The sequence below is a fragment of the Streptomyces kurssanovii genome, assembly GCF_040677245.1.
GTDB classification, from domain to species: Bacteria; Actinomycetota; Actinomycetes; order Streptomycetales; family Streptomycetaceae; genus Streptomyces; species Streptomyces kurssanovii.
This window is the reverse complement of sequence record NZ_JBFAQK010000018.1, coordinates 27,819-51,157: the sequence shown is the minus strand read 5'-3', so window position 1 is coordinate 51,157 and position 23,339 is coordinate 27,819. Positions and strand designations below refer to the sequence as shown.

The window sequence follows — 23,339 nt, the reverse complement described above, 5'->3', positions numbered from 1 at the left end:
GCGCGGCAGCGTCGCCCGGACCGGCTAGGCGGTGGCAGTGGGCGTGGTGGGCGTGGTGCGTGCGGTGGACGTGCTCGGATCGGTGGACGTGGTGGACGTGGTGGGCGCGGCGGGAGCGGTGGGTTCGGGCTGCTGCGCGGAGGTGTAGGCGGCGTGTTCGCCGGCGGTCGGGGAGAGCGCGACGAACGCGGAGGTGACGAAGAGGTACGAGCCGAGCCCGACGGTCAGGGGGAAGATGAACTGCATCGCCGTTGCTCCCGGCAGGCTCTCCTCGGCAGGGGCGACGTCCACGCCGACGGCGAGCATGCCGGTGTAGTGCATGCTGCTGACGGCCGCTCCCATGACGAGCGACGCGAAGGCCACCGCGACGGCCGACCTGATGTTCAGGGCCGCCCAGAGCGCCGCGGTCGCGGCGACCACGGCGATGGCGACGGACAGTGCGACGAGGAGCGGGTCGTAGTGCACGGTGCCGTGCAGCCGCAGGGCCGCCATGCCCAGGTAGTGCATGCTGGCGACGCCGAGCCCCGTGGCGAGACCGCCGATCAGCAGGGCCACGGCCCGGTTGCGGCCGTAGCCGACGCAGAACACACCGGCGCCGACGACGAGCACGGCGACGACGAGGCTGACGATGGTCAGCGGCACGTTGTAGCGGATGTCGGTGCCGCGCACGGCGAAGCCGAGCATGGCGACGAAGTGCATCGTCCAGATACCGGTGCCGATGGCGGACGCGGCGGTGATCAGCCAGTTGCGCCGGGATCGGCCGGTGGCGGAGAGGGCGCGCACGGTACAGCGCAGCCCGAGGGCGGCGCCGATGACAGCCATCAGGTACGACAGCGCGGGTGTGAGCAGGCCGAAGGCCGCGTGGTCCAGGTGTCCCATGGCTCAGGGACGCTAGCCCGGAGGGGGGCGCGCGCCAGGGGCGCAGTTCGAAAGCTGCTGGAATATGACAGGTAGATGTTTCTGAACGATCGTGCCGCGCTCGAACGTGTGCACAGTGCGGTCATGTGCGGGGGCGGCGGAGCGCGCGCGTGGCGAGACCGCGGGCAGCCGGCGGCGGACCGCGTGTGGCCGGACCTCCGGGCGCCGCCGGGTTCGCGGCGGAATCGAATGGACACCGCCGGTGAGGAAACCCGCGGCGCCACCGCCGTGACGTACCCGCACCGTATGGCGGATCATGGGGCCATGGCCGTCGACCGCTCAGCGCATGACCACACCCGCGTCCAGGAGTTCTTCGGCGTCCGGGCCGCGGACTGGGACAGCCGTTTCCCCGACGACGGCCCCGCCTACGCCGCCGCGGTCGGGGAGATGGGCCTGCGCCCCGGTGACGCGGTGCTCGACGCGGGCTGCGGCACGGGGCGTGCCCTTGAACCCCTGCGGGCCACCGTGGGCCCGACCGGAGTGGTCCTCGGCGTCGACCTGACCCCGGAGATGCTGCACCGGGCCCGGCTCGCCGGACGTGACCGCAGCGGCCGGCTGCTGCTCGCCGACGTGGCCCGGCTGCCTCTGACCGACGGCTCGCTCGACGCGGTCTTCGGCGCGGGGCTGATCTCTCACCTGCCGGATCCCGCCGAGAACCTGCGGGAACTGGCCCGGGTCGTGCGGCCGGGCGGCCGGCTCGCCCTGTTCCACCCCGTCGGCCGCGCCGCGCTCGCCGCGCGCCAGGGCCGCCGGATCACCGACGACGATCTGCGGGCCGAGCCCAACCTGCGTCCCCTGCTGGCGGGATCGGGCTGGCGGATGACGTCCTACGTCGACGAGGACGACCGCTTCCTCGCGCTGGCGGCCCGTCAGGAGCGCTTCCCGGGCAGCTGATCGACGGCACAGCACCCGGGTCCGGCGGCACGGCACCGGCGTCCGCTGCCGACCGGGAACGCTGCCGTAAGCGCTCTCGTCGCCGTTCGAACGGGGCCCGACGGTGGAACACTTGAACTGATCGGCGGCGTCCGGCCGCCCCGGAGAAGGTGGTCACCGTGCTCGCTCGGCTCCGTAGTTACCTCGCCTCCCGTCCGTCCCGGGCGAAGGCACCCGGGCCGTCCGCGCGACAGCACAACCTGTTCGAGGCGGCCGCGACCTATGTGACGGCGTCCATAGAGGAAGACGACGACCGCCTGGACGAGGCGGCCGGCTGGGTCGCCCCGGACGCCCTCGTCTTCGGGGTCAACCAGCTCGCCTGCCGCGCCGTGGTCGCTCTCGCCCGCGAGCGGAACGAGCCGGTCGAGGTGGTCGCGCGCGGGCTTCTGGGTCTCCCGGGGGCCCAGCCCGCCGGATCGAATTAGCGGCCGCCGCCACTCGACGCGCGGGTTACCCACTGGTTAAGGTGCGCCGACGAAACGATGGGATGGGGAGGTGGCCGTGGCCGGGGCGGAAGACACCGTCGACGACGACTCGCTGTATGTACTGACCGCGGTGCTGCTCACGCCGGCGCAGTTCCCGAGCGTGCTCGGCGACGACTACCCGGCCGCCTGCCAGGCACTGGGCCTGGAGCCGTACGAGGAGGGCTACGGGCTGGTTCTCGGGCAGGACGCCGGGGGCGCGCGCTGGACGGTCGTGGTCGACGACGTGTCGCTCGTGGCCGTCGCCATCGCCTCCTGGGACTGCGGCATGGAGTACGACCTGTCGCCCGACGAGCACAGCGTGGTCGCGGCACTGCCCGGCTGGCCGCTGGCGGTCGCGGTCGCCGCGCCCGGGGTGCCGGCCCCGCACGACCCCGCCCCCGAGGAGGGTGACCGGCCGCCGCTCGCCCCGCCGGACATGGACACCTGGGGTCCCGCACAGCGCCGGCTGGGCGCCGACGAGGTCGCGCTGCGGTGGGCGCAGTGGCGGGGGCAGATCGACGACGACGCCGCGGGGACGTCCGCCGACGCTCCGGAGGACGGGAGCCGGCAGCCGCGCGAGCAGGTGCGCCGCGTCCTGGAGCAGGCCAGGGCCTATGTGGAGTCGGCGCCGCCGCCCGGCCGGGTGCGCTCCTCCTTCGCCCCTGGCGGGGCCCGGATGCTGCGCGCGGACGGCCCCGGCTGGTCGATGGTCGCCAAGACCGACGACATCGCCTTCCTTCTGCTGGACGAGGAGCCGGGCGAGGTGGTGCCGGTGGGCCGCGGCCCTGAGCTGCCCGGGCTGCTGGAGGCGCTGGAAAGGGTGGCCGTCCACCCCTCCTGAGCCGGGGCCGTCCACCCCTCCTGAGCCGGGGGGGCCCTCCCCCCTCCTGAGCCGGGGCCGTCCCCCACCCGGACCACGGCGAGCAGGGCGTCACCCGCTCTCCGGGAGCCCGTCCCGGTCCCGTGGCGCGACGCGCGCCCGCAACGCGCCCGGCCGGAGACCGCCACCGGAGCCGCCCCGGTGCTCCCGCTCGACGCGAGAAGGCCCGCTCCGCCCTCGATGGGGGCGAAGCGGGCCTCGGGTCGTCAGGGCGCCGCCGCGGCGGTGCTCAGCGGCCGATCTCCTTACGGGAGACGCGCCGCAGCCTGCGGCGCTGGCTCGGGTCCAGCATCAGGTACGCCACCGCCGGCACGCCGAGCACCACCAGCAGCGACAGCCAGAATCCGAGCAGCGGCATCAGGAGCAGGCCGACGGCCACTCCCCCGATCACGATCTTTGTGCGTGTCGACATTTCGACGCCTCCTCCGCGGCTGTGGCCGCTCCTGCTGTGAGAACGTGCGCACTCGCCCCACGGTTCCACTATGCGGTCCCGCGCGGCTTTTCCACTATGCGGTCTGCCGCAGGGGCTCGCCGACCTCGTGCAGGTGGGTGAGGGCCTGGCGGTAGGACTCGACGAGCCCGGTCTCCGTGAACGGGATGCCCAGCGCCCGGCAGTGCGCACGCACCAGCGGCTGGGCGAGCCTCAGGTGGGGCCGGGGCATGCTCGGGAAGAGGTGGTGCTCGATCTGGTAGTTGAGGCCGCCGAGGAACCAGTCCGTGACGTGGCCGCCGCGGATGTTGCGGGAGGTGAGGACCTGCCGGCGCAGATGGCCCCAGTCCTTGCCGGTCTCTTCGTCGGGCATCTCCATCCCCTTGTGGTTCGGGGCGAAGGCCATACCCAGGTGAAGGCCGAGGACCATCTGGTGCACGAGGGCGAACAGCACGGCCTGGCCGACGGGCATGGCGGCCAGCAGCAGGGCGGCGTACCCGGCGACGTGAGCGAGCAGCAGCACGCCTTCGAGGACACGCTCCCCGCGCTTCTGGCGGCCGCCGGCGCGGGAGAACACGGCCTGGAAGCCGTAGATCTTGAGGGCGATGCCCTCGAGGGTGGTCAGCGGGAAGAACAGCCAGGCCTGGTGGCGGGTGAGCCAGCCACGCAGTCCGGCCCGGCCGGCGACGTGCTTGTCGCTGAAGACCAGGACGTCGGCGGCGACGTCGGGGTCCTTGTCCACGTGGTTCGGGTTGGCGTGGTGCCGGTTGTGCTTGTCGTTCCACCACTCCTGGCTCATGCCGAGGAGCAGGTTGGCGTGCACGAGCTGGATGATCCGGTTCTTGCGGCGGTCCGCGGCGATCTGCGCGTGGCCGGCGTCGTGACCGAAGAAGGCGGCACGGGTGGAGAAGAGCGCCAGCAGCGGCGCCAGGAGCAGCACCCACCAGGAGCCCCCGGCCAGCACCACGCCGGTGACGACGGCGGCGAGGGCCAGGAGGTTCACGGTGATGCCACGCGCGTACCAGCCGGTGCGGCGCTCCAGCAGACCCTGTTCCTTCACCGTGCGCAGCAGTGGTGCGAACTCGCTGCCCGCGCCGGACCGGCGGCTTCGGGGGACCTCGGTGGCGGCGGCAGTGGGCGGGGAAAGGGTGGCTGTGCCCTGGGGCATGGTGGGTCTCCGGTCTGTGGACGGCGGGGGTGCCGGACGCGCGCGAAAGAAGGTGGCTGCGCCGGATGCGCGAACTGTCCGACTGCTCCGGCCTGATAAACGTATGGACCGGGGGCCCTTGGGGGCGATGGCGCCACCACCCGGGCTCGGCGGGGGCAATCCCGCCCGTCGGGGTGGCGCTGGCTGTACCCCCGACGGTACGGCAGACCCGTCGACAGCGTGGAGTGAGCCACATCACCGGGTGACGGCCGCCGTGAACGTTCCGCGGTGGTGTACCCTCGGCGCTTCCGTCCTGCGGTAGTCAAATTTGAGGAATGCGTCATCGTCGTGCATGTGCTCCCTTCGGCAACCTCCTCCCCCGCCGTCGACTCCCCTGCCCTTCACGCCCTCGCCACCTGCTCGGTCGTCTTCCTCCCGGGTGATCCCGCGCGCACGGGCCGGGTCGCGTTCTGGCGCTCCGACGGCAAGGAGCTTCCCGTCGACGACGACACGCTCGCCCCGCTCACCGTCGTCACGTCCGGCCTCCGCACGGCCACCGTGCCGGCGCTGCTGCTGCCCGTACCGGAAGCACTGCCCGTCCTGACCCGCGCCCGCACCGCTGCGGACTCCCGCGGATCCGCGGCCTTCTGGGGAGCGGCCTCGCTCCTCGCCCTCCAACTCGCCGCGCGCGGACTGCTCCTGCCCGGCCTGAGCCCCACCGGCATGGACGCCTGGCGGATGGGGCCGCTCACACCCGAGGACCTGGAACGGATGCGGACCCTGGCGGCCTCCATGCCGCCCGCCGCGCACGCCGTACCCGTGGACGGACCGGCCGGGACGCTCTCGCTGCCCGAACCGGAGTGCCTGCTGCGCCAGTTCCTCGACGCGGTGGCGGACGGGCTGCCCCGCTCCCCCGCCGCTCCGCTCGCCGCCGAAGGACCGGCGTTCGCCGTGCCCGAGGCGCAGCATCTGCCCGGACTGCGCGCCTGGGCGGCGGACATCGCCGCCGGGCACGACGCGGGGGTGCGGCTCTCGCTACGGGTCGAACTGCCGGGCCTCGAGGACACCGGCCCGGCGGACGACGCTCCTCGGTTCCGTGCCGTGCTGCAGATCCACAGCGTCAGCGACCCGGCGCTCGTGGCCGACGCCGCCGACGTGTGGGCGGGTTCCGGCTCCTCGGCCGCCGCGTTCGGGCCGCGGGCCCGGCTCGACGCTCTCCTCGCGCTGCGCCGGGCGGCCCACGCCTGGCCGGCGCTGGCGCCCCTGCTGCACGCAGCCGTTCCGGACGCCGTCGACCTCGCCGACGAAGAGGTCACCGAGCTGCTGGGCGAAGCGTCAAGGGCGCTCGCGGCAACCGGGGTCCAGGTGCACTGGCCCCGGCAGCTCGCCCGGCGCCTGACCGCGCGCGCCGTGATCGGCCCGCCCGACGACGGTGAGCAGGCATCGGGCCAGGATTCGTCGGGGCTCCCGTCGTTCCTGTCGGCGGACGCCCTGCTGTCTTTCAACTGGCGTTTCGCCCTGGGGGACGACCGGCTCACCCGGGCCGAGCTGGACCAGCTGGCGGAGGCGGGCCGGCCGGTCGTCCGGCTGCGTGACGAGTGGGTGCTGATCGACCCGGCGGAGGCCAGGCGCGCCCGCGAGAGCCAGGACCGCAAGCTGTCCCCCGTCGACGCGCTCGGCGCCGTGCTGACCGGCACGGCGGAGGTCGACGGACGTACGGTCGACGTCGAGGCGTCCGGCGCGCTCGAACGCCTCCGCGAACGGCTCGCCGAACCGGAGGGCGGACCGCAGGAGATCGGGCAGCCGGCGGCGCTCCGGGCGTCGTTGCGCGACTACCAGCTGCGCGGGCTCAACTGGCTGCACCGGATGACGTCGCTCGGCCTCGGCGGCTGCCTGGCCGACGACATGGGGCTCGGCAAGACCATCACCCTCATCGCGCTCCATCTGCACCGGCAGACCGACCCGGCGGCCGCCGGTCCGACCCTCGTGGTCTGCCCGACGTCCCTGATGGGCAACTGGCAGCGGGAGATCGGGAAGTTCGCCCCCGGCACGCCCGTACGGCGCTTCCACGGCCCCGCCCGGTCCCTCGACGGGCTCGGTGACGGGGAGTTCGTCCTCACCACGTACGGCACCATGCGCCTCGACGCGGCCCGGCTCGCGGAGGCCGAATGGGGCATGGTCGTCGCCGACGAGGCGCAGCACGTCAAGAACCCCTACTCGGCGACCGCCAGGCAGCTGCGCACCATCGACGCGAAGGCACGTGTGGCGCTCACCGGAACGCCGGTGGAGAACAATCTGTCCGAGCTCTGGGCGATCCTCGACTGGACCACCCCCGGCCTGCTCGGGCGGCTCGGCACCTTCCGCAGCCGTTACGCGCAGGCCGTCGAGGGGGGCGCCGACCCCGCCGCCGCCCGGCGGCTGGGCGCCCTGGTGAGGCCCTTCCTGCTGCGCAGGCGCAAGTCCGACCCCGGCATCGCGCCCGAGCTGCCGCCCAAGACGGAGACCGACCGCGAGGTGTCGCTGACGGCCGAACAAGCCGGCCTGTACGAGGCGGTGGTGCGCGAGACGCTCGCCGCCATCTCCGGGGCCGGCGGCATGGAACGGCGTGGCCTGGTGGTCAAACTCCTCACCGCGCTCAAACAGATCTGCAACCACCCGGCGCAGTACCTCAAGGAGGAACGGCCCAGGATCGAGGGACGCTCCGGCAAGCTGGAGTTGCTCGACGAACTGCTGGACACCATCCTCGCCGAGGAGGCGAGCGTGCTCGTGTTCACCCAGTACGTGCAGATGGCGCGGCTGCTCGAAGGGCACCTCGCCCGGCGCGGGGTGCGGACCCAGTTCCTGCACGGCGGCACACCGGTACCCCAGCGGGAGGCGATGGTGAACCGCTTCCAGAACGGCGAAGTGCCCGTGTTCCTGCTGTCGTTGAAGGCGGCAGGCACGGGCCTGAACCTCACCCGGGCCGAGCATGTGGTGCATTTCGACCGCTGGTGGAACCCGGCGGTGGAGGCGCAGGCGACCGACCGCGCCTACCGCATCGGGCAGGACCGGCCGGTCCAGGTGCACCGGCTGATCGCCGAGGGGACGATCGAGGACCGCATCGCACAGATGCTGGACCGCAAGAAGGACCTGGCCGACTCGGTGCTCGGGGCCGGCGAGGCCGCCCTCACCGAACTGACCGACGCCGAACTGGCCGACCTGGTGGAACTGCGAGGAGCGGGACGATGACGGGACCCGAGGCACTGACGCGCACCTTCGACGCGCTCCCGCCCGCGCACGGCAGGGGCTTCGCGCAGACATGGTGGGGGCAGGCCTGGCTCAAGGCCCTTCAGGACACCGCCCTCGACGGCGAGCAGCTGAAGAAGGGCCGTCGGCACGCACGGGAGGGGGCGGTCGGCGCGGTCACCGTCCGCCCCGGCCGGATCACCGCGGTGGTCCGGGACCGCGACGGCACGGCGTACCGCAGCGACGTACTGCTCCAGGAACTCGACGAGCAGGACTGGGAACGCTTCCTCGACATGGCCACCGACAGCGCGGGGCACATCGCCGCGCTGCTCGACCGGGACATGCCGCCGCATCTCGTGGAGGACGCCGCGGCCGCCGGGGTGGAGCTGCTGCCGGGGATCGGTGACCTGGAGCCGGAGTGCACGTGCGACGCCTGGGACCACTGTCCGCACACGGCCGCGCTCTGCTACCAGGTGGGGCGCCTGCTGGACCAGGACCCGTTCGTCCTGCTGCTCGTGCGCGGGCGCGGGGAGCGCCGCGTGCTGGACGAACTTCAGCTGCGGAGCGTCGCTCGGGCGAACGCGCCGGGGGTGGTCCTGGCGGACGACGAGGAGGGGGCGGCGGCGCCGGCGGGGGTGCGCGCCGACGAGGCGTTCGCGGCGGGCGGCATCCTGCCGCCGCTGCCCGCTCCGCCGACGCTGCCGGACGAGCCCGGACCCGCTCCGGCCCTCGACACCGGGACGGCTCCGGCGGGCGGGCCCGACGCCGCGGCGCTGGAGTTCCTCGCCGCCGACGCGGCGGCACGCGCACACCGGATGCTGGCCCAGGCTCTCGCGCCCGGCCATGCCGGGCAGGCTCCGGAACCCGTCCTGACGCGGGACGAGGACGCGGTGCGGATGGCCGCGTCGGTGCCCGGACCGGTGATCGCCGCACGGCTCGCCGCCGGCACGGAACGCACCCGCGGCGAACTGGACCTCGCGGTCCGGGCGTGGCGCTACGGCGGGGCCGCCGGACTGGCGGTGCTCGAGGAGGACTTCGTACCGGACGAGGAACAGCGGTCGCGTGCGGCGAGCGCACTGGCGGCCGCCTGGGCGGCGGAGCCGGACCGGCCTCGGCTGCGCCCCTCGGGCCCCGCGCGGTGGACGGTCGTCGGAACCGGGGAGCAGCTGCGCCTGGGCCGCGACGGGAACTGGTGGCCCTTCCGTAGGGAACGGGACGCCTGGGCGCCGGCCGGCCCGGGGTCGCCCGACCCGGCGCAGGCCCTCGCGGACGCGTCGCGCGAGGGCGACTGACACACCGTGGGGTGAGGGCTCCGGGACGGCGCGGGCGTCCCGGAGCCCGTACGCACGACCGGCCCGGACGGATCCGTACGTACTCCCGCCCATACCCGCGCGAACGACCGGGCGCCGCCCCGAGCGGTCGCCAACTCCGTTGGCACGTTGCACAGTTGACGGCCACGGCGTTCTTCCGCCGGTCACCGGGGCGCCAGTACCGTGGTGCCCCGAGGCTCTCACCGGCCTTGTCCTGCCGTGTCCCCGCACACCCACCGGGAGAAGGCCCATGGACCGCAGATCCCTGCTCCGGGGCGCCGCCGCGACGGCCGCCGCGCACGCCCTGATGCCCGCGACCCGCGCGCAGGCGGGCACCACCGCGGTGACGGACTACCCGGCCGCCGAGTGGCAGCCGGCCGCGTCCGCCAACTACACCGCTTCCAGCAGGCCCACGGCCTATCCGGTGCGGTACGTCGTCGTCCACGTCACCCAGGAGACCTACGCGGACACGCTCGCCATCTTCCGTGACCCGGCGAGGCGGGTGTCCGCGCACTACGTGGTGCGTTCCTCCGACGGACACATCGCACAGTGCGTGCGGGAGCGCGACGTCGCCTGGCACGCGGGCAACTGGAACTACAACACATGGAGCATCGGCATCGAGCACGAGGGCTGGGTGGACCGGCCCGCGTACTTCACCCATGCCCTCTACGAACGGTCCGCGGCGCTCACCGCGTCGGTCTGCGACCGGTACGGCATCCCCAAGGACCGGGCGCACATCATCGCCCACTCGGAGGTGCCCGGCGCCACCCACACCGACCCGGGCCCCCATTGGGACTGGGTGCGCTACATCCGTCTCGTCAACCTCTCCTGACCCGGCGGCGGTCCTCGCGGATCAGCGGTCCCGGTCCGGCGGTTCGACGACGAAGACAGGGATCTCCCGTTCGGTCTTCTGCTGATAGCCCTCGTAGTCGGGGAACGCCTCCACGGCGCGCGCCCACCACACGGCCTTCTCCGCGCCGCTCACCTCACGCGCCGTCATGTCCCTGCGCACCGGACCGTCCTGGAGCTCGACCTGTGGGTGGGTCTTGACGTTGTAGTACCAGACCGGGTGCCTGTGCGATCCGCCCTGGGAGGCGACCAGGGCGTACGCGCCCGCGTGTTCGACCCGCATCAGCGGTGTCTTGCGGATCTTTCCGCTTCTGGCGCCGCGCGTGGTGAGGACGACGACCGGCATCCCGCGCAGCGTGGTGCCGCGCGTACCACCGGACTTCTCGTACTCCTCGACCTGATCGCGGACCCATTGTTCGGGGCTCGGCTCGTACTCACCCTCGAGTGGCATTGCGTTCTTCCCATCGCCTGTGGCTCTGCCGTCGGTCCGGCACCGGTACGCCGTGCGGATGCCCGGTCTGCGGGCTGCTTACTCAGGGCCGCAGGCTCCCGACGACGTTGGCCGTGGCCGCGATGCCCTCCTGGATGGTCGGCGCCATGCTGGTGCCCGCCAGGAAGAAGCCGAGCAGCGCACAGACGACCGCGTGGCTCATCTTCAGCCCTCCGCTGCGCAGGAAGATCACTGCGAGCACCAGCAGGAGCAGCACCACCGAGATCGAAATGGCCATCGCCAACCTCCTTCGCCGCGCCGGAATTGCGGCATTCGGCGGCCAGTCTGGCGCAGCGGAGGTCCCGTACGGCCGACTGGCGTGTCCGCCGTACGGGTGCATCTCGGAGATCCGGCGGAAAGGGTGGTCACCCGCGGTCGTGAACGCGCAGGAAGCGCTCCAGACCGGCCAGATCGTCGGTGTTGATGTGGTCGGCTCCGGCAGCGAGCAGTTCACGCCACACGGCGTCGCGGGCCGGCCCCTCGAGGTCGGGTGTGGCCCAGAAGCGGACCCGCTGGGAGCGCCGGTGGGCCGTGGCGACGAGAGTGCGCAGCTTCTCGCGTTCCGCGGCGGGGAATTCACCGGTGCCGAGCCAGCTGAAGCTGTGCGTCCAGTTGCTGGAGATCAGCGGGATGAAGGAGGCCGGAGCGGGCTCGGCCGCGGCGAGGTCGTCGAGGCGGCCGTCGTAGAACGCGTACCGCACCCGCTGCGTCTCCATCGGGGCGCGGGCCGCACGGTCCCCGGAGACGACCGGGGTGACGGCGCCGAGGCGCACGTGCCCGTGGGCGCAGCTGCTCAGCATGCGCCGGTACTGCCGGAGTTGGCGGTCGAGTTCCAGGTAGGCCGCGACGCCGTCCGTCTTGATGTCGATCAGCAGCTGGACGGGGCGGCGGCGGCCCGGGTACACGCTTCCGTGGTTGGCGCGCACCCGGGCGAGCAAGGGGTCGAGGTAGAGCGAGCGCAGGGTACGTGCGGGGTCGAGTTCGGCCGGTTCGTGGGCGACGAGCAGTTCGCCGTCGACGAGGAAGATGTCTGCCTCGACGCTGGTGAAGCCGTGCGACAGCGCGTCGTGCAGGGGGCGTTCGTGCAGATAGTCGTTGTGCGCGTGCGCCCGGCGCAGCGGCGCCGGGCCGTCCGGTGCGCCGCCGCGCGCCGCGGCGCGGGCCTGGGACGGCACCGCGACGGCACCGGCGAGTGCGGCGGCGAGGGTGGTGACGGCTCTGCGACGAGTGGTCGGCACGAATGACCTCCGGGCTCTGCGGGTCGGGAGGGACACCGGTGAGTATCCGCCGGACCGGCCTCAATGTGCAGAGTGGCACCAGGAGTTCGGCCATTCGTCATGTGCGGCGTCCGTCCTCCATGGCCGGCGCCCCGACGTCGGGCGGCCCGGATGTCAGGCCTGTGCGATACGGGACCACTCGACCGTCCGGTCGCACCAGCGGTCGAGCAGGACGCGGTCGTGGCCCACCGCGAGCAGACCGGCGCCGTGTTCGCGGCGGTAGTCCTCGACGACGTTCACCAGCGCGGCGGTCGTCGACGCGTCGAGCATGGCCGTCATCTCGTCGCAGACCAGCCAGCGGGGCCGCAGCACCAGCGCCCTGGCCAGGCAGGCGCGTTGGAGCTGTCCGTCGCTCACCTCGTGCGGCCGCCGGCCGAGGAGTTCGCCGGTGAGACCCACGGCCTCGGCCGTCTCCAGCGCGCGGGCGGCGGCGTCGGCACGGCTTCGGCCGACCGCCCGCAGGGGCTCCGCGATCACCTCACGGAGCCGCAGGCGCGGATCCGCGGAGAGCCTGGGCTGCTGGAAGACGACACCGACGGCGGTTCGCAGGGTACGCGGGGCGGCGTGGCGCCATCCGTTGACCGGTTCGCCGTCGATGACGACCTGACCGGCGGCGGGCCGGTGCAGCAGGGCGGCGACCTTCGCGAGGGTCGACTTGCCGCAGCCGCTGGGCCCGAGCAGGCCGACCGCCTCCCCGGGGGCGACGGTCAGGCAGGCGCCGCGTACGACCGGCTCGCGACGGTCGTACCCGGCGGTGATGTCCCGCAGTTCAAACATGCCGGTCCTCCGGGTGGTGGCAGGCGACGTCTCCGGCGAGCCGTGGCAGGACCGTGCAGGCGTCGTCGGCCCACGGGCACCGAGGGGCGAACGCGCAGCCGGCCGGCAGGTCGCCCAGCTCCGGCGGCAGGCCGGGGATGGGGGCGAACTCCCTTTCCGGCAGGGCGTTCAGCAAGCCGCGCGCATAGGGGTGGCGCGGTCCGGGGCTGCCGAAGAATGCCTCGGCGGAGGTGATCTCGACGATGCGGCCGGCGTACATGACGGCGACCCGGTCGGCCGTCCGGGCGGCTGCCGCGAGGTCGTGGGTGATCAGCAGGAGTGCGTGTCCTTCGTCGGCGTGCCGGCGCAGTTCGTCGGCGGTGTGGTCGACGAGTTCCCGGTCCAGGCCCGTCGTCGGCTCGTCGGCGAGCAGCAGCGGCGCGTCGCCGACGAGCGCGATCGCCGTGGCGGCGCGCTGTGCCAGTCCCCCGGAGAGCTCGTGCGGGTACCGGTCGAGGTGCCCGGCGGGGAACGCCGCCCGTGCCGCCGCCGTGAGGGCGGCGTCGCGGGCGTCGGTGCCGCGCAGCCCGGTCAGCGCGCGCACGGTCTCGGCGAGTTGCGCGCCGACGGTGCGCACGGGGGTGAGGTGCGCGGCGGGACTCTGGGGGACGAGCCCGATCCGGCGTCCCCGTACGGTGCGTGCGAGGGTGCGTTCGCCGGCGCCGAGCAGTTCCACGCCGTCGACGACGGCGGACCCGGCGGTCCGGGCGTTCGCCGGGAGCAGTCCGAGGAGGGCGGAGGCGAGGACGGACTTGCCGCAGCCGCTCTCTCCGACGAGTGCGAGGCATTCGCCGGCCGCGAGGTCGAACGTCACGTCGTTGACCGCTGCCACATGCCGCCCGTCGCGCATCGTGAAGCGCACCGACAGTCCGCGCACGGCGAGCACGCGCCGCGCCACGAAGGAAGCGGAAGAAGCGGAGGAGCCGGAAGAGGCGGCCGGGGTCTCGGTGCCCACGGCCGGCGACGGGTCGGTGGACGGCGCGGTCACAGCATCAGCTCCGATCGGCGGCGAGGGTTGAGCCGTTCGCGCCAGGCGCCGGCCAGCCCGGCCACGGCGAGCGTGGGGATGATCAGGAACAGCCCGGGGAACAGCGTCGGCCACCAGTCGCCGGCGAGCAGCGAACCGCGGGCGGACTGCACCAGGTTGCCGAGGCTCGCCTGGTGGGTCGGCAGGCCGAGGCCGAGGAACGACAGCGCCGATTCGTGCCACATCGCGTGCGGCACCATCAGTACGGCCGCGAGTCCGGCCTGCGGGAGCACCCCTGGCAGCAGATGCCGCGCGGCGACCCGCCACCGTGTCGCGCCGCCGCTGACGGCCGCGTCGATGTACGGGCGTGCGCGCAACGACAGCACTTCGGAGCGGACGATGCGGGCCGTGGAGAGCCAGTGCGTCAGCGCGACGGACACGATCACGGGCCAGACCGCCGGGCGGAACATGGCCACGACGAAGATCCCGAGCAACAGGTGCGGCACCGAGGAGAAGGTGTCCACCAGTCGCATCAGGGCCCGGTCGGTCCAGCCCCCGAACACCGCGGCGGCCGCGCCGACCACGGTGCCGATGACGGTGGCGGCAAGGGCCGCGACCAGCCCCACGAGCAGCGACACCCGAAGTCCGTAGACGCAGCGCAGCAACAGGTCGCGGCCGACGTCGTCGGTGCCGAAGGGGTGGGCGAAGGACGGCGGCCGCAGCTTCATCGACAGGTCGACGGCCTGTTGGTCGAGCTGCACGAGGGGCGGTACGAGCAGGACGGCCAGCGCCACGGCCGCCACGGTCACGGTGGACACGGCGACGCGTACGGTGCGGGTGGAGCGGCGGGTGCGGCCCTGGGACTTCCAGTCGAGGTCAGCCATCGAAGCCCACCCTCGGGTCGGCCAGTCCGTACAGCAGGTCGGACAGGAGGTTGCCGAGCAGGACGGCCGCCGTCGCGAGCACCGTGAGGGCGGCGAGCAGCGGGAAGTCGACGGAGGTCGCGGCCTGAACGGTCGCGGCGGCGATGCCCGGCCAGCTGAAGACGGTCTCCACCAGCAGGGCTCCGGTGATGAGTTCGGGTACACGGGAGCCGATGAGGGTGAGCATCGGCAGCATGCCGGAGCGCAGCGCGTGGCCGAGGAGGACGGTGCGCTCGGCCAAGCCGCGTGCGCGGGCGCCGCGCACCGGGTCCTCGTCGAGGGCGTCGCCGACGCCTTGGCGGACGTAAAGGAAGAACCACGGCAGCTGACTGACGCCGAGGACCGCGGCGGGCAGCACCAGGTGCCTCGCCACCTGTCCGGCGGTCACGGTGTCACTGGCGGTGTCGGTGAGCCCGCCGGCCGGCAGGACGCCGAGTTCGAGCGCGAAGAACCAGATCGCGAGGAGGCCGAGCCAGAAGGCGGGTGCGGCTTCGAGGGTGTACGCCAGTGAGCTGACGCACCGGTCGAGGAGTCCGCCGCGGCGGCGGGCGGCGAGCACACCGAGGGTGGTGCCGAGCACGATGGCCAGCGCGAAGGCGGTGAGGGCGAGCAGCGCGGACCAGCCGATCCGCTCGGCGATCACGTCGGCGACCGGCTGGCGCATCACGCTGGAGTCGCCGAGGTCGCCCGTCAGGGCCGAGGTCAGCCAGTCCCACCAGCGGGTGACGAGCGGCTGGTCCACGCCGAGGTTGGCGCGGATCTGGTCGAGGTTCTCCTGCGAGGCGGTGAGGCCGGCGCTGCCGGTGTACGCCTTGACGGGGTCGAAGGGCGAGGCGGCGGCCACGGCGAAGACCGCGAAGGTCACGGTGAGCAGGACCGGGACGGCGAGCAGGGCCCGGCGTCCCGCCATCCGCGCCATCGCCGCGGCGGGGAGGGCGCGTTTCACTTCTTCGGCGTCCAGTCCTCGACGTTCCACCAGGGGCCGGAGGCCAGGCCGTGGTCGTGCGGCTCGACCTGGGTGGTGAGGCCGTCCCACGTGTCGTCCACGACGTACAGGTGGTCGATGTGGGTGAGGAAGGTGTATCCGGGGTTCTTCACCAGTTCGTGCTGGACGGTGTCGTACGCGGCCTTGCGGAGGGCCTTCTCGTCGCTGCGGCGGCCGGTGTCGAGGGCCTTGTCGACGGCCGGGTTGTCGTACCGGGCCATGTTGTTGAAGCCGTCGCCGGCGAGGGCGGAGTTGAGCAGCAGGTACTGGTCGAAGTCGGGGTCGCCGGGCGCGCCGCCGCCGGCGAGCACGGCGTCGTGCTCCATCCGCGGTTCGATGACCTCCCAGGTGCCCGCCTTGGTGGTGATGTCGATGCCTGCCTTCTTGGCGTCGGAGGCGTAGGCGAGGGCGTGGTCCTGGCGGAGTTTGTCGCCGGTGAGGTACCACAGCGGGAACGCGGCGCGGACGCCGTTCTTGACGCGGACGCCGTCCTTGCCGGGCTTCCAGCCGGCCTCGTCGAGGATCTTCTTCGCGCCCGCGAGGTCGTGGCGGCGCTCTGTCCCCTCGGCGAACCATTCGCTGCCGGTGGGGACCGGGCCGTAGGCGGGCTTGCCGGCGCCGTCGAGGATGCTGTCCACCATGGCGCGCCGGTCGACGGCGATGTCGAGCGCCCGCCGCACCGCGGTGTCGCCCGCGACCTTGTTGCCGGTGGGGAGCGTGACGGTCCGGTAGTCGTACGTGGTGGCCCGGTACGTCTTCCTGCCCTGCTCGCCCTCGAATCCCTTGGCGAGGTTGGGCGGCAGGATCGCGCCGTCGAGGTCACCGGCGCGCAGCCGGGTGGCGCGGACGTCGTCGTCCTTGATGATCGCCATGGTGAACTTCTTCACGGCGGGCGCGCCGCCCCAGTAGTCCGGGTTGGCCTTGAAGCTGATCTTCTCGCCCTTGGACCAGCCGGTGAGGATGTACGGGCCGGTCCCGATCGGCTTCGTGGTGAACGGACCGGTGTTGACGTCCTGCCGGCCCGCGATGTGCTCGGGGGCGATGGGCAGGACGGTGCGCTGCGCGAAGGGCGCGTAGGGGTACTTGAGTGTGAAGACGACGGTGTCGTCGCCTTCGGCCCTCACGTCCTTGACCGCGTCGAGCTCGGTCCTGGAGGCGTTGTTGGTCTTCTCGTCCAGGACGGTGCGGTAGGTGAAGACGACGTCCTTGGCGCTGAAGGGCGTGCCGTCGCTGAACTTCACGCCCTCGCGGAGCCTGTACGTGTAGGTGAGGCGGTCGGCGCTGACTTCGGGCAGCTCGGCGGCGAGGGCGGGCCGCAGCCTCATGTCCTGGTCGAAGGCGAGCAGCCCGTCGAAGATCTTGGAGTTGCCGTCCTTGCCGTAGCCGAGCAGCGGGCTGAGGCTGTCCGGTTCGTAGGCGATGCCGACGACCGCCGAGTCCTTCGCGCCCGGCCCCCCGGCGCCGCCGCCCGGGTTCGAGCAGGCCGCCGCGCCGAAGGTCAGCGCGGCGGCCACGGCCGTGGCGGCGGCAGCCCGTATCGATCGGCCCGTCATGAACGTCCACCCCTGTTGAAGATCAGCCGTTATTGCAAACGTCTCGCATTAAACAGCATGTAAAGGGTGCGACGGAACGGGGGGTGTTACGGGCGGGGCTAGGGAGCCTGGAGATCGACGAGGGCCGCCACTGCCTCCTTGTGCCGTCCGGGCGTGCCGAGCGCGATCTCGTCGGCCTTGGCCCGCTTGAGGTACAAGTGGGCGGGGTGTTCCCACGTCATGCCGATGCCGCCGTGCAACTGCACGCACTCCTCTGCCGCGTGGACCGCGACCCGTGAGCAGTACGCCTGGGCGACGGCCACCGACAGCGCCGCCTCGGGGCTGCCGGTCGCCAGGGCGTCGGCGGCGGCGCGGGCGGCCGCCCGCGCGGAGACGACCTCGAGCCACAGCTGTGCCATGCGGTGCTTGAGCGCCTGGAACGAGCCGATGGGACGGTTGAACTGGTGCCGCTCGCCGGTGTGCCGGACCGTCTCCTCCAGGCACCACTCCGCGAGACCGAGCTGCTCGGAGGCGAGCAGGCCGGCCCCGGCGAGCAGGCCACGGCGCACGGCAGCGGTACCCGCCGCGGCGTCCGCCAGTCGCGTCCCGCCGTCCCCGGCGGTGACGGCCGCGAGGGGACGCGTGAGGTCGAAGGGGGTCTGCGGTTCGACGACGGCCTGCGCCGCCTCGACCGCGTACAGCCCGTCGGCCCTGAGCACCAGCAGCACATCGGCCGTCGCCGCGTCGGCGACACCGGTGATGCGCCCGGAGCCGTCGGGCAGCGGGCCGTCCGGCGCCGTGGACAGCGGCACGGCCACAACGGCCGTGCGCCGGCCTTCCGCCAGTTCCGCGAGCAGCGCGGCGACGGCCTCCGTCCCGGTGTCGAGCGCCAGCAGCGCCTGCGTCGCGACGACCGAGCTGGTGAGATACGGCGCGGCGACCACGCCACGCCCCAGTTCCTCCAGCACGACCGCGGCCTCCCGGTGGGAGGCGCCCTGACCGCCGAGCTTCTCGGGGACGAGCAGGCCGGCGGCCCCCATCTCGGCGGCGAGCGAGTTCCACAGCCGCGGGTCGTAGGGCGAACCGGCCTCGGCGCGGACCGCGAGTGCCGTCGTGTCGCCGCGGGCGGCGACGAGGGACCGCACGGCGGCGCGCAGGTCGTCCTCGGTCTCCGAGTAGAGCAGATCCGTCATCGCGCGAGGTCCTTCCAGGCGACGTCCTTGTCGTTGCGCGGCTCGGAGGGCAGCCCGAGGACGCGTTCGGCGACGATGTTCAGCAGCACCTCGGTGGTGCCGCCCTCGATCGAGTTGCCCTTGGACCGCAGATAGCGGTAGCCGGCGTCGCGTCCGGTGAAGTCGACGAGCTCGGGCCGGCGCATCGTCCAGTCGTCGTACAGCAGGCCTTCCTCGCCCAGCAGTTCGACCTCCAGGCCGCTGATCTCCTGGTTGAGGCGGGCGAAGGCGAGTTTCATCGCACTGCCCTCCGGGCCGGGCTGGCCGGCGACGAGCTGCTGGCGCAGCCGCTCCCCCGCGAGGCGGGAGACCTCGGCCTCGACCCACAGGGTCAGCAGCCGCTGATGCAGGTCATGGGTGCGCAGTTCGGGGCGTTCGCGCCAGGTTCTGGCGATGGGGCCGATCATGCCGCCCTCGCGGGGCAGCCGCATGCCGCCGATGGCGACGCGTTCGTTGTTCAGCGTGGTCTGGGCGACCTTCCAGCCCTCACCGACCTCGCCGAGGCGATGTGCGTCCGGGATACGGACGTCGGTGAGGAAGACCTCGTTGAACTCGGCCTCGCCGGTGATCTGGCGCAGCGGCCGGACCTCCACACCGGGGTCGGTCATGTCGCAGATGAAGTAGGTGATGCCCCGGTGCTTGGGCAGGTCGGGGTCGGTGCGGGCGATGAGGATGGCCCAGCGGGCGACGTGCGCGCTGGAGGTCCACACCTTCTGGCCGGTGACGATCCAGTCCCCGGACCCCTCGTCGCGTACGGCGCGGGTGCCGAGCGCCGCAAGGTCGGAGCCGGCCCCGGGCTCGCTGAACAGCTGGCACCACACCTCTTCGCCGGTCCACAGGGGGCGCAGGAAGCGCTCCTTCACCTCCCGCGAGCCGTATTTGAGGATGGTGGGCGCGGCCATGCCGAGTCCGATGCCGATGCGGCGCGGATCGTTGTCGGGCGCTCCGGCGGCGGCCAGTTCGGCGTCCACGACGGCCTGCAGGGAGCGGGGGGCGCCGAGGCCGCCGAGGCCCTCGGGGAAGTGGACCCAGGCCAGGCCCGCGTCGAAGCGCGCCTTAAGGAAGTCGGCACGGTCGGTGGTGGCCGGCGGGTGCGCGGCCAGCAGCTTCCTGGTGAGGTCGAGCAGTTCGGCTGCGTCCGTCATCGGCCCGCTCCGTCCGGAACGACGACCAGGCGGCCGGTGGTGGTGCCGTCGGCGACGCGCTGCACGGCCCCGGCGGCGTCCTTGAAGGCGACCCGGTCGCTGATGAGCGGCTTGATCAGGCCCTTGGCCGCGTAGTCGGTGAGCGTCTGGTGGCAGCGGCCGATGGCGCCCGGGTCCTTGGTGGCGTACAGGCCCCAGTGCAGGCCCATGATCGAGTAGTTCTTGACCAGGGCGTGGTTGAGGGCGGGGGCCGGGATGTCGCCGCTGGCGAAGCCCACGACGACGATGCGGCCCTCGAAGGCCACGCACTTGGCGGACTTGGCGTACGCGTCGCCGCCCACCGGGTCGTAGACGACGTCCGCGCCGCGTCCGCCGGTCGCCTCCTTCACGGCTGCGACGATGTCGTCGGTGCGGCGGTCGATGACGACGTCGCAGCCCAGTTCCCGCGCGACGGCGGCCTTCTCCGCGCCGCCGACGACGCCGATCACCCGGGCGCCGGCCGCCTTGCCGAGCTGCACGGCGGCGCTGCCGACGCCGCCCGCCGCGGCGTGGACGAGCAGCGTCTCGCCCTCCTTGAGGGCGGCCCGGCGGTGCAGCCCGAACCAACCCGTCTGGTACCCGATGTGCAGGGCGGCGGCCTCCGCGTCGTCGAGCGCGTCGGGCGCGGGGAGTACGGCGGCCGCGTCGGCGACCACGTACTCGGCGAGCCCGCCGTTCGGCAGGGCGGGGTTGGCGATGACGCGCCGGCCGTCCTCCGTCTCGCCGCAGACCTCGACCCCGGGGGTGAACGGCAGCGGCGGCCTCACCTGGTACTGCCCCCGGCAGAGCAGGGCGTCGGGGAAGTTGATGTTGGCCGCGCGGACCTTCAGGAGGAGCTGTCCTTCGCCGGGCGTGGGCCGGTCCACCTCTTCGAGCCGCATCACCTCGCTCGGCTCGCCGTTGCGGTGCACTCGCCATGCCTGCATTTCGGGGCCTCCCACACGTTGGGCAGTACTGTGCTGCGCTGCATACTAAGCGGTCGCTTGCCCGTCCGTGAAGACCCCCTCACGCCTCCTTGGGCCTGGCCCGCACATGCATCCGCTCCCCCTGCGGCCCGAAGAGGCTCAGGAATTCGACCGGCCGGTCGTCGGCGCAGCCGAACCAGTGCGGCACCCGGGTGTCGAACTCCGCCGCCTCCCCCGGACCCAGCACCACATCGTGGTCGCCGAGCACCAGCCGCAGGCGTCCCGACAGGACGTACATCCACTCGTAGCCCTCATGGGTGCGGGGCTCGGGCTCCTCACCGAAGACCTTGTGGATCACCTTGTACGCCTGGAGACCGCCCGGTCGCGCGGTGAGCGGGTACATCGTCCGGCCGCCGCGGACGATGGGCTTGGCGCGCACCCGCGGGTCGCCGACGGGCGGCGCGCCGACGAGTTCGTCGAGCGGGACCTGGTGGGCACGGGCGATCGGCAGCAGCAGTTCGAGGCTCGGCCGGCGCCCGCCGGACTCCAGCCGGGACAGCGTGCTCACGGAGATGCCGGTCGCCTCCGACAGCGAGCCGAGGGTGGCCCCCCGCTCCCGCCGGATCCGCCGGAGCCGGGGGCCCACCTCGTTCAGTACGTCGTCCAGGCGCGTGTCGTCGTCACTCATGCACCCATTGCAGGAACAGCAACGCCATTTGTCAAACACACAAAGCGCGCGACGGCAGGCGGCGGTGTCAGCGCCCGAACAGCTCGAACGTGACGGCCGGGCGCCCACCGAAGCGCGGAGCCGCCATCTCGGCCATGCGGGTGAGGAACGTACGGCAGTACTCCTGCGGGTCCTGCTCCGTCAGGCCCTCGATGTACATGCGGTGCTCCAGCAGCGACGCGACGGACCTCTCGAGGCCGGGGCCCGCGTCGACGGCGTGGGTGGGGCTGGTGGAGCCCGCCACCGCGACCCAGCGCACGCCGTCCCAGGGCTCGAGGCCCTGCTCGGAGATGAGCTCGGGGAAGATCCAGCGGTTGCCGGCGTCCGCCGCCGCGTCGAGTGTCGCCCGGCCGACGGCCCGGTGGTCGGGCGTGTTCCAGGCGGTGCCGCCCCAGGTGTCACGGTGGTTGAGGGTGATGACCAGCTCGGGCCGGTGCCGGCGGATGGCCGCCGCGATGTCCCTGCGCAGGCCGGTCCCGTACTCGACGACACCGTCCTTGTGATCCAGGAACTCGACGACGGAGACGCCGACGACGGCCGCGCTCGCCCGCTGCTCCCGCTCGCGCAGCGGCGCACACTCCGCGGGGGCGATGCCGTCGATGCCGGCCTCTCCCCTGGTGGCCAGGAGGTAGGCGACCTCGCGACCCTGGTCGGTCCATCCGGCGATGGCGGCCGCACAGCCGTACTCGAGGTCGTCGGGGTGGGCGACGACCGCGAGCGCGCGCTGCCAGTCGGCCGGCATCTCTTCGAGCTGTTCGGTCTTCTGATCGGTCATGTCCCGCAGGATACGGACCCGCTGATCATGTGTCAGAGCTCCTGGCGGGCGAGTGCCAGCAGCCGGTCCACCACCCGCGGTCCGCTCGCCCGCACTCCGTCGTGCTCGTACTCGTCGGTGACCCAGGTGCGCAGCCCGCGCACGGCACGGGCGGTGCGCAGCGAGTGGGCGGTGTCGACGTACATGTCGTCGTGGTAGACGGCCGCCGCCACCGGCACCTCGTTCGCGGCGAGCCGGGCCGGGTCGTACAGCGGCGCCCAGTCGGTACGGGCGGCGAGCAGCTCCGCGGTCTCGCGCAGCGGCCGCAAGGCGGGGTCCACCTCGAAGTGCCAGGGGTGGACGGTCTCGCCGGTGAACATCAGCGGCCGGTCGCCCTCGAGTGCCGCCGCCGCGTCGAACTCGGGGAACTCGGCGCGCACCCTCTCCGCGGCCCAGTCCGTCGGCCGCCCGCCCTGGGCGTAGATGGCCTCGTGCAGCACCGCGTACAACGGGTTCGCGGCGAAGGAGAGGACCGGGCGTACGCCCTCCTGGAACGCGTCGGACAGTTCGTGGCCCGACGCCGTGCGCACGAAGGCGTTCTCCAGCAGGTAGTGCAGCTGGTGGCTGCCGTCCCCGCCGCCCAGCACGATGCCCAGCGACTGGAACGCCTCCGGCGTGAGGGTGTGGCCGCCGGGCAGCCGCGCCGGGCGCTCCGCGAGATGGGCGGCGATCCGCCGGGCGCGCTCCACGTCCTGCGGGTAACGGGCGTAGTGCGCCTCGACCTTGCGCCGGATGCGCGGGTAGGCGGCCCGGTAGACGTCGTCGGCGTGCGCGTCGAGGGACGGCAGGCCGCCGGTGATCAGGACGGTGTCCAGTCCCTCCGGCGCGGCGGACAGGTAGTGCGTCGCGCAGAAGCCGCCGAAGGACTGGCCCAGCACCGTCCAGGGCGCCCCGCCGGTGAGACGCCGCCGGACCGTCTCGCAGTCGCGGACGATGCTGTCGGCCCGGAAGTGGGCGAGGTGGTCGGCCTGCGCCCGCGGTCCGCCGCGCTGCGCGAGCGTCTGGCGGTTCTGCGGCGTGGAGCGGCCGGTGCCGCGCTGGTCGAGCAGGAGTACGCGGAAGTCCTGTACCGCCCGCCCCAGCCATGCCTGCTTGCCGATGAACCGGCGGACCGCGTTGCCGGGGCCGCCTTCCAGGTACACCAGCCACGGCTTGCCGGTGTCCGGGTGATCGGTGGCGGAGACGACCTCGCGGGCGTAGAGCTCGAGCTGCTCGCCGGCCGGGTCACCGTGGTCGAGCGGGACGGTGAAATGGTGGTCGGTGAGGACGATTCCCGGCTGCCGGTAGCTGGCCACTCCTGCTCCTGTTCCCTTGGGTGCCCCCGCCCGTCC

The 23,339-nt window shown here is 73.1% G+C and carries 23 protein-coding genes; 6 read left to right on the top strand and 17 right to left on the bottom strand.

Going from position 1 to position 23,339, the window contains the following annotated elements:
* Window positions 1-24: 24 nt before the first annotated feature.
* Window positions 25-879, bottom strand: coding sequence for an MHYT domain-containing protein (locus AB0K36_RS15585; protein ID WP_364593699.1), 855 nt, complete (start codon window positions 877-879; stop codon window positions 25-27).
* A gap of 303 nt (window positions 880-1,182) precedes the next feature.
* On the opposite strand from AB0K36_RS15585, the gene AB0K36_RS15580 reads away from it, so the two are divergent.
* From AB0K36_RS15580 to AB0K36_RS15570, 3 genes are all read left to right on the top strand, one after another.
* On the top strand, window positions 1,183-1,812 hold the full coding sequence (locus tag AB0K36_RS15580) for a class I SAM-dependent methyltransferase (protein WP_364593696.1): 630 nt from the start codon (window positions 1,183-1,185) through the stop codon (window positions 1,810-1,812).
* A 149-nt stretch (window positions 1,813-1,961) separates the two neighbouring features.
* On the top strand, window positions 1,962-2,276 hold the full coding sequence (locus AB0K36_RS15575) for a hypothetical protein (protein WP_189472100.1): 315 nt from the start codon (window positions 1,962-1,964) through the stop codon (window positions 2,274-2,276).
* A gap of 76 nt (window positions 2,277-2,352) precedes the next feature.
* Complete coding sequence (locus AB0K36_RS15570) at window positions 2,353-3,156, top strand: hypothetical protein (protein WP_364593693.1); 804 nt, start codon at window positions 2,353-2,355, stop codon at window positions 3,154-3,156.
* 268 nt (window positions 3,157-3,424) lie between these two features.
* Here the strand turns inward: AB0K36_RS15570 and AB0K36_RS15565 are convergent, their stop codons facing one another.
* Window positions 3,425-3,607 carry a tail-anchor membrane protein gene (locus tag AB0K36_RS15565; protein ID WP_005307749.1) on the bottom strand — a complete coding sequence of 61 codons (183 nt, stop codon included), beginning with the start codon at window positions 3,605-3,607 and terminating at the stop codon, window positions 3,425-3,427.
* A gap of 94 nt (window positions 3,608-3,701) precedes the next feature.
* Window positions 3,702-4,793: a fatty acid desaturase family protein gene (locus tag AB0K36_RS15560; RefSeq protein WP_364593689.1), complete on the bottom strand. Its 1,092-nt coding sequence runs from the start codon at window positions 4,791-4,793 to the stop codon at window positions 3,702-3,704.
* A gap of 327 nt (window positions 4,794-5,120) precedes the next feature.
* Here AB0K36_RS15560 and AB0K36_RS15555 point away from each other — a divergent pair, with 327 nt between their 5' ends.
* The 3 genes from AB0K36_RS15555 to AB0K36_RS15545 all read left to right on the top strand — a co-directional run bounded on the left by AB0K36_RS15555 (window position 5,121) and on the right by AB0K36_RS15545 (window position 10,139).
* Window positions 5,121-8,000: an SCO1167/SCO6262 family helicase gene (locus AB0K36_RS15555; protein ID WP_364593686.1), complete on the top strand. Its 2,880-nt coding sequence runs from the start codon at window positions 5,121-5,123 to the stop codon at window positions 7,998-8,000.
* Window positions 7,997-9,289, top strand: a complete 1,293-nt coding sequence (locus tag AB0K36_RS15550; RefSeq protein WP_364593683.1) for an SWIM zinc finger family protein — start codon at window positions 7,997-7,999, stop codon at window positions 9,287-9,289. Before AB0K36_RS15555 ends, AB0K36_RS15550 begins: the two co-directional genes overlap by 4 nt.
* A gap of 268 nt (window positions 9,290-9,557) precedes the next feature.
* Window positions 9,558-10,139, top strand: coding sequence for an N-acetylmuramoyl-L-alanine amidase (locus AB0K36_RS15545; protein WP_364593680.1), 582 nt, complete (start codon window positions 9,558-9,560; stop codon window positions 10,137-10,139).
* Window positions 10,140-10,160: 21 nt separating this feature from the next.
* On the opposite strand, the gene AB0K36_RS15540 is transcribed toward AB0K36_RS15545, so the two are convergent.
* From AB0K36_RS15540 to AB0K36_RS15475, 14 genes are all read right to left on the bottom strand, one after another.
* A complete protein-coding gene (locus AB0K36_RS15540) occupies window positions 10,161-10,607 on the bottom strand; it encodes a nitroreductase family deazaflavin-dependent oxidoreductase (protein ID WP_364593677.1) in 447 nt (148 codons plus the stop codon).
* Between the two features lie 82 nt (window positions 10,608-10,689).
* Window positions 10,690-10,884 (bottom strand): hypothetical protein, encoded by a 195-nt coding sequence (locus AB0K36_RS15535; RefSeq protein ID WP_005307764.1) that lies wholly within the window; start codon window positions 10,882-10,884, stop codon window positions 10,690-10,692.
* Between the two features lie 127 nt (window positions 10,885-11,011).
* On the bottom strand, window positions 11,012-11,884 hold the full coding sequence (locus AB0K36_RS15530) for a phosphatidylinositol-specific phospholipase C/glycerophosphodiester phosphodiesterase family protein (RefSeq protein WP_364593674.1): 873 nt from the start codon (window positions 11,882-11,884) through the stop codon (window positions 11,012-11,014).
* 153 nt (window positions 11,885-12,037) lie between these two features.
* Window positions 12,038-12,700 (bottom strand): ABC transporter ATP-binding protein, encoded by a 663-nt coding sequence (locus AB0K36_RS15525; protein ID WP_364593671.1) that lies wholly within the window; start codon window positions 12,698-12,700, stop codon window positions 12,038-12,040.
* Window positions 12,693-13,589: an ABC transporter ATP-binding protein gene (locus AB0K36_RS15520; RefSeq protein WP_364593895.1), complete on the bottom strand. Its 897-nt coding sequence runs from the start codon at window positions 13,587-13,589 to the stop codon at window positions 12,693-12,695. The genes AB0K36_RS15525 and AB0K36_RS15520 overlap by 8 nt, the downstream gene beginning before the upstream one ends.
* 134 nt (window positions 13,590-13,723) lie before the next feature.
* Complete coding sequence (locus AB0K36_RS15515) at window positions 13,724-14,590, bottom strand: ABC transporter permease (protein ID WP_364593668.1); 867 nt, start codon at window positions 14,588-14,590, stop codon at window positions 13,724-13,726.
* Window positions 14,583-15,548, bottom strand: a complete 966-nt coding sequence (locus AB0K36_RS15510; RefSeq protein ID WP_364593892.1) for an ABC transporter permease — start codon at window positions 15,546-15,548, stop codon at window positions 14,583-14,585. The genes AB0K36_RS15515 and AB0K36_RS15510 overlap by 8 nt, the downstream gene beginning before the upstream one ends.
* Before the next feature lie 23 nt (window positions 15,549-15,571).
* Window positions 15,572-17,167 carry an ABC transporter substrate-binding protein gene (locus tag AB0K36_RS15505; protein WP_364593665.1) on the bottom strand — a complete coding sequence of 532 codons (1,596 nt, stop codon included), beginning with the start codon at window positions 17,165-17,167 and terminating at the stop codon, window positions 15,572-15,574.
* A gap of 98 nt (window positions 17,168-17,265) precedes the next feature.
* Complete coding sequence (locus AB0K36_RS15500; RefSeq protein ID WP_364593662.1) at window positions 17,266-18,339, bottom strand: acyl-CoA dehydrogenase family protein; 1,074 nt, start codon at window positions 18,337-18,339, stop codon at window positions 17,266-17,268.
* Window positions 18,336-19,523: an acyl-CoA dehydrogenase family protein gene (locus AB0K36_RS15495; protein ID WP_364593659.1), complete on the bottom strand. Its 1,188-nt coding sequence runs from the start codon at window positions 19,521-19,523 to the stop codon at window positions 18,336-18,338. The genes AB0K36_RS15500 and AB0K36_RS15495 overlap by 4 nt, the downstream gene beginning before the upstream one ends.
* Window positions 19,520-20,488, bottom strand: a complete 969-nt coding sequence (locus AB0K36_RS15490) for an NADPH:quinone oxidoreductase family protein (RefSeq protein ID WP_189472077.1) — start codon at window positions 20,486-20,488, stop codon at window positions 19,520-19,522. Before AB0K36_RS15490 ends, AB0K36_RS15495 begins: the two co-directional genes overlap by 4 nt.
* A gap of 79 nt (window positions 20,489-20,567) precedes the next feature.
* Window positions 20,568-21,155 (bottom strand): helix-turn-helix domain-containing protein, encoded by a 588-nt coding sequence (locus tag AB0K36_RS15485; RefSeq protein WP_189472075.1) that lies wholly within the window; start codon window positions 21,153-21,155, stop codon window positions 20,568-20,570.
* Between the two features lie 67 nt (window positions 21,156-21,222).
* Entirely contained in the window at window positions 21,223-21,969 is a 747-nt protein-coding gene (locus AB0K36_RS15480) for a PIG-L deacetylase family protein (RefSeq protein WP_189472073.1), read from the bottom strand.
* A 32-nt stretch (window positions 21,970-22,001) separates the two neighbouring features.
* Entirely contained in the window at window positions 22,002-23,303 is a 1,302-nt protein-coding gene (locus tag AB0K36_RS15475; protein WP_364593654.1) for an alpha/beta fold hydrolase, read from the bottom strand.
* Window positions 23,304-23,339 lie beyond the last annotated feature (36 nt).

What these genes read in the sequence shown, in the direction of transcription:
- AB0K36_RS15585 (WP_364593699.1), bottom strand. Translation starts at nt 879, where the DNA reads ATGGGACACCTGGACCACGCGGCCTTCGGCCTGCTCACACCCGCGCTG.
- AB0K36_RS15580 (WP_364593696.1), top strand. Translation starts at nt 1,183, where the DNA reads ATGGCCGTCGACCGCTCAGCGCATGACCACACCCGCGTCCAGGAGTTC.
- AB0K36_RS15565 (WP_005307749.1), bottom strand. Translation starts at nt 3,607, where the DNA reads ATGTCGACACGCACAAAGATCGTGATCGGGGGAGTGGCCGTCGGCCTG.
- AB0K36_RS15560 (WP_364593689.1), bottom strand. Translation starts at nt 4,793, where the DNA reads ATGCCCCAGGGCACAGCCACCCTTTCCCCGCCCACTGCCGCCGCCACC.
- AB0K36_RS15550 (WP_364593683.1), top strand. Translation starts at nt 7,997, where the DNA reads ATGACGGGACCCGAGGCACTGACGCGCACCTTCGACGCGCTCCCGCCC.
- AB0K36_RS15545 (WP_364593680.1), top strand. Translation starts at nt 9,558, where the DNA reads ATGGACCGCAGATCCCTGCTCCGGGGCGCCGCCGCGACGGCCGCCGCG.
- AB0K36_RS15540 (WP_364593677.1), bottom strand. Translation starts at nt 10,607, where the DNA reads ATGCCACTCGAGGGTGAGTACGAGCCGAGCCCCGAACAATGGGTCCGC.
- AB0K36_RS15535 (WP_005307764.1), bottom strand. Translation starts at nt 10,884, where the DNA reads ATGGCCATTTCGATCTCGGTGGTGCTGCTCCTGCTGGTGCTCGCAGTG.
- AB0K36_RS15525 (WP_364593671.1), bottom strand. Translation starts at nt 12,700, where the DNA reads ATGTTTGAACTGCGGGACATCACCGCCGGGTACGACCGTCGCGAGCCG.
- AB0K36_RS15520 (WP_364593895.1), bottom strand. Translation starts at nt 13,589, where the DNA reads ATGCGCGACGGGCGGCATGTGGCAGCGGTCAACGACGTGACGTTCGAC.
- AB0K36_RS15515 (WP_364593668.1), bottom strand. Translation starts at nt 14,590, where the DNA reads ATGGCTGACCTCGACTGGAAGTCCCAGGGCCGCACCCGCCGCTCCACC.
- AB0K36_RS15510 (WP_364593892.1), bottom strand. Translation starts at nt 15,548, where the DNA reads ATGGCGCGGATGGCGGGACGCCGGGCCCTGCTCGCCGTCCCGGTCCTG.
- AB0K36_RS15505 (WP_364593665.1), bottom strand. Translation starts at nt 17,167, where the DNA reads ATGACGGGCCGATCGATACGGGCTGCCGCCGCCACGGCCGTGGCCGCC.
- AB0K36_RS15500 (WP_364593662.1), bottom strand. Translation starts at nt 18,339, where the DNA reads ATGACGGATCTGCTCTACTCGGAGACCGAGGACGACCTGCGCGCCGCC.
- AB0K36_RS15495 (WP_364593659.1), bottom strand. Translation starts at nt 19,523, where the DNA reads ATGACGGACGCAGCCGAACTGCTCGACCTCACCAGGAAGCTGCTGGCC.
- AB0K36_RS15490 (WP_189472077.1), bottom strand. Translation starts at nt 20,488, where the DNA reads ATGCAGGCATGGCGAGTGCACCGCAACGGCGAGCCGAGCGAGGTGATG.
- AB0K36_RS15485 (WP_189472075.1), bottom strand. Translation starts at nt 21,155, where the DNA reads ATGAGTGACGACGACACGCGCCTGGACGACGTACTGAACGAGGTGGGC.
- AB0K36_RS15480 (WP_189472073.1), bottom strand. Translation starts at nt 21,969, where the DNA reads ATGACCGATCAGAAGACCGAACAGCTCGAAGAGATGCCGGCCGACTGG.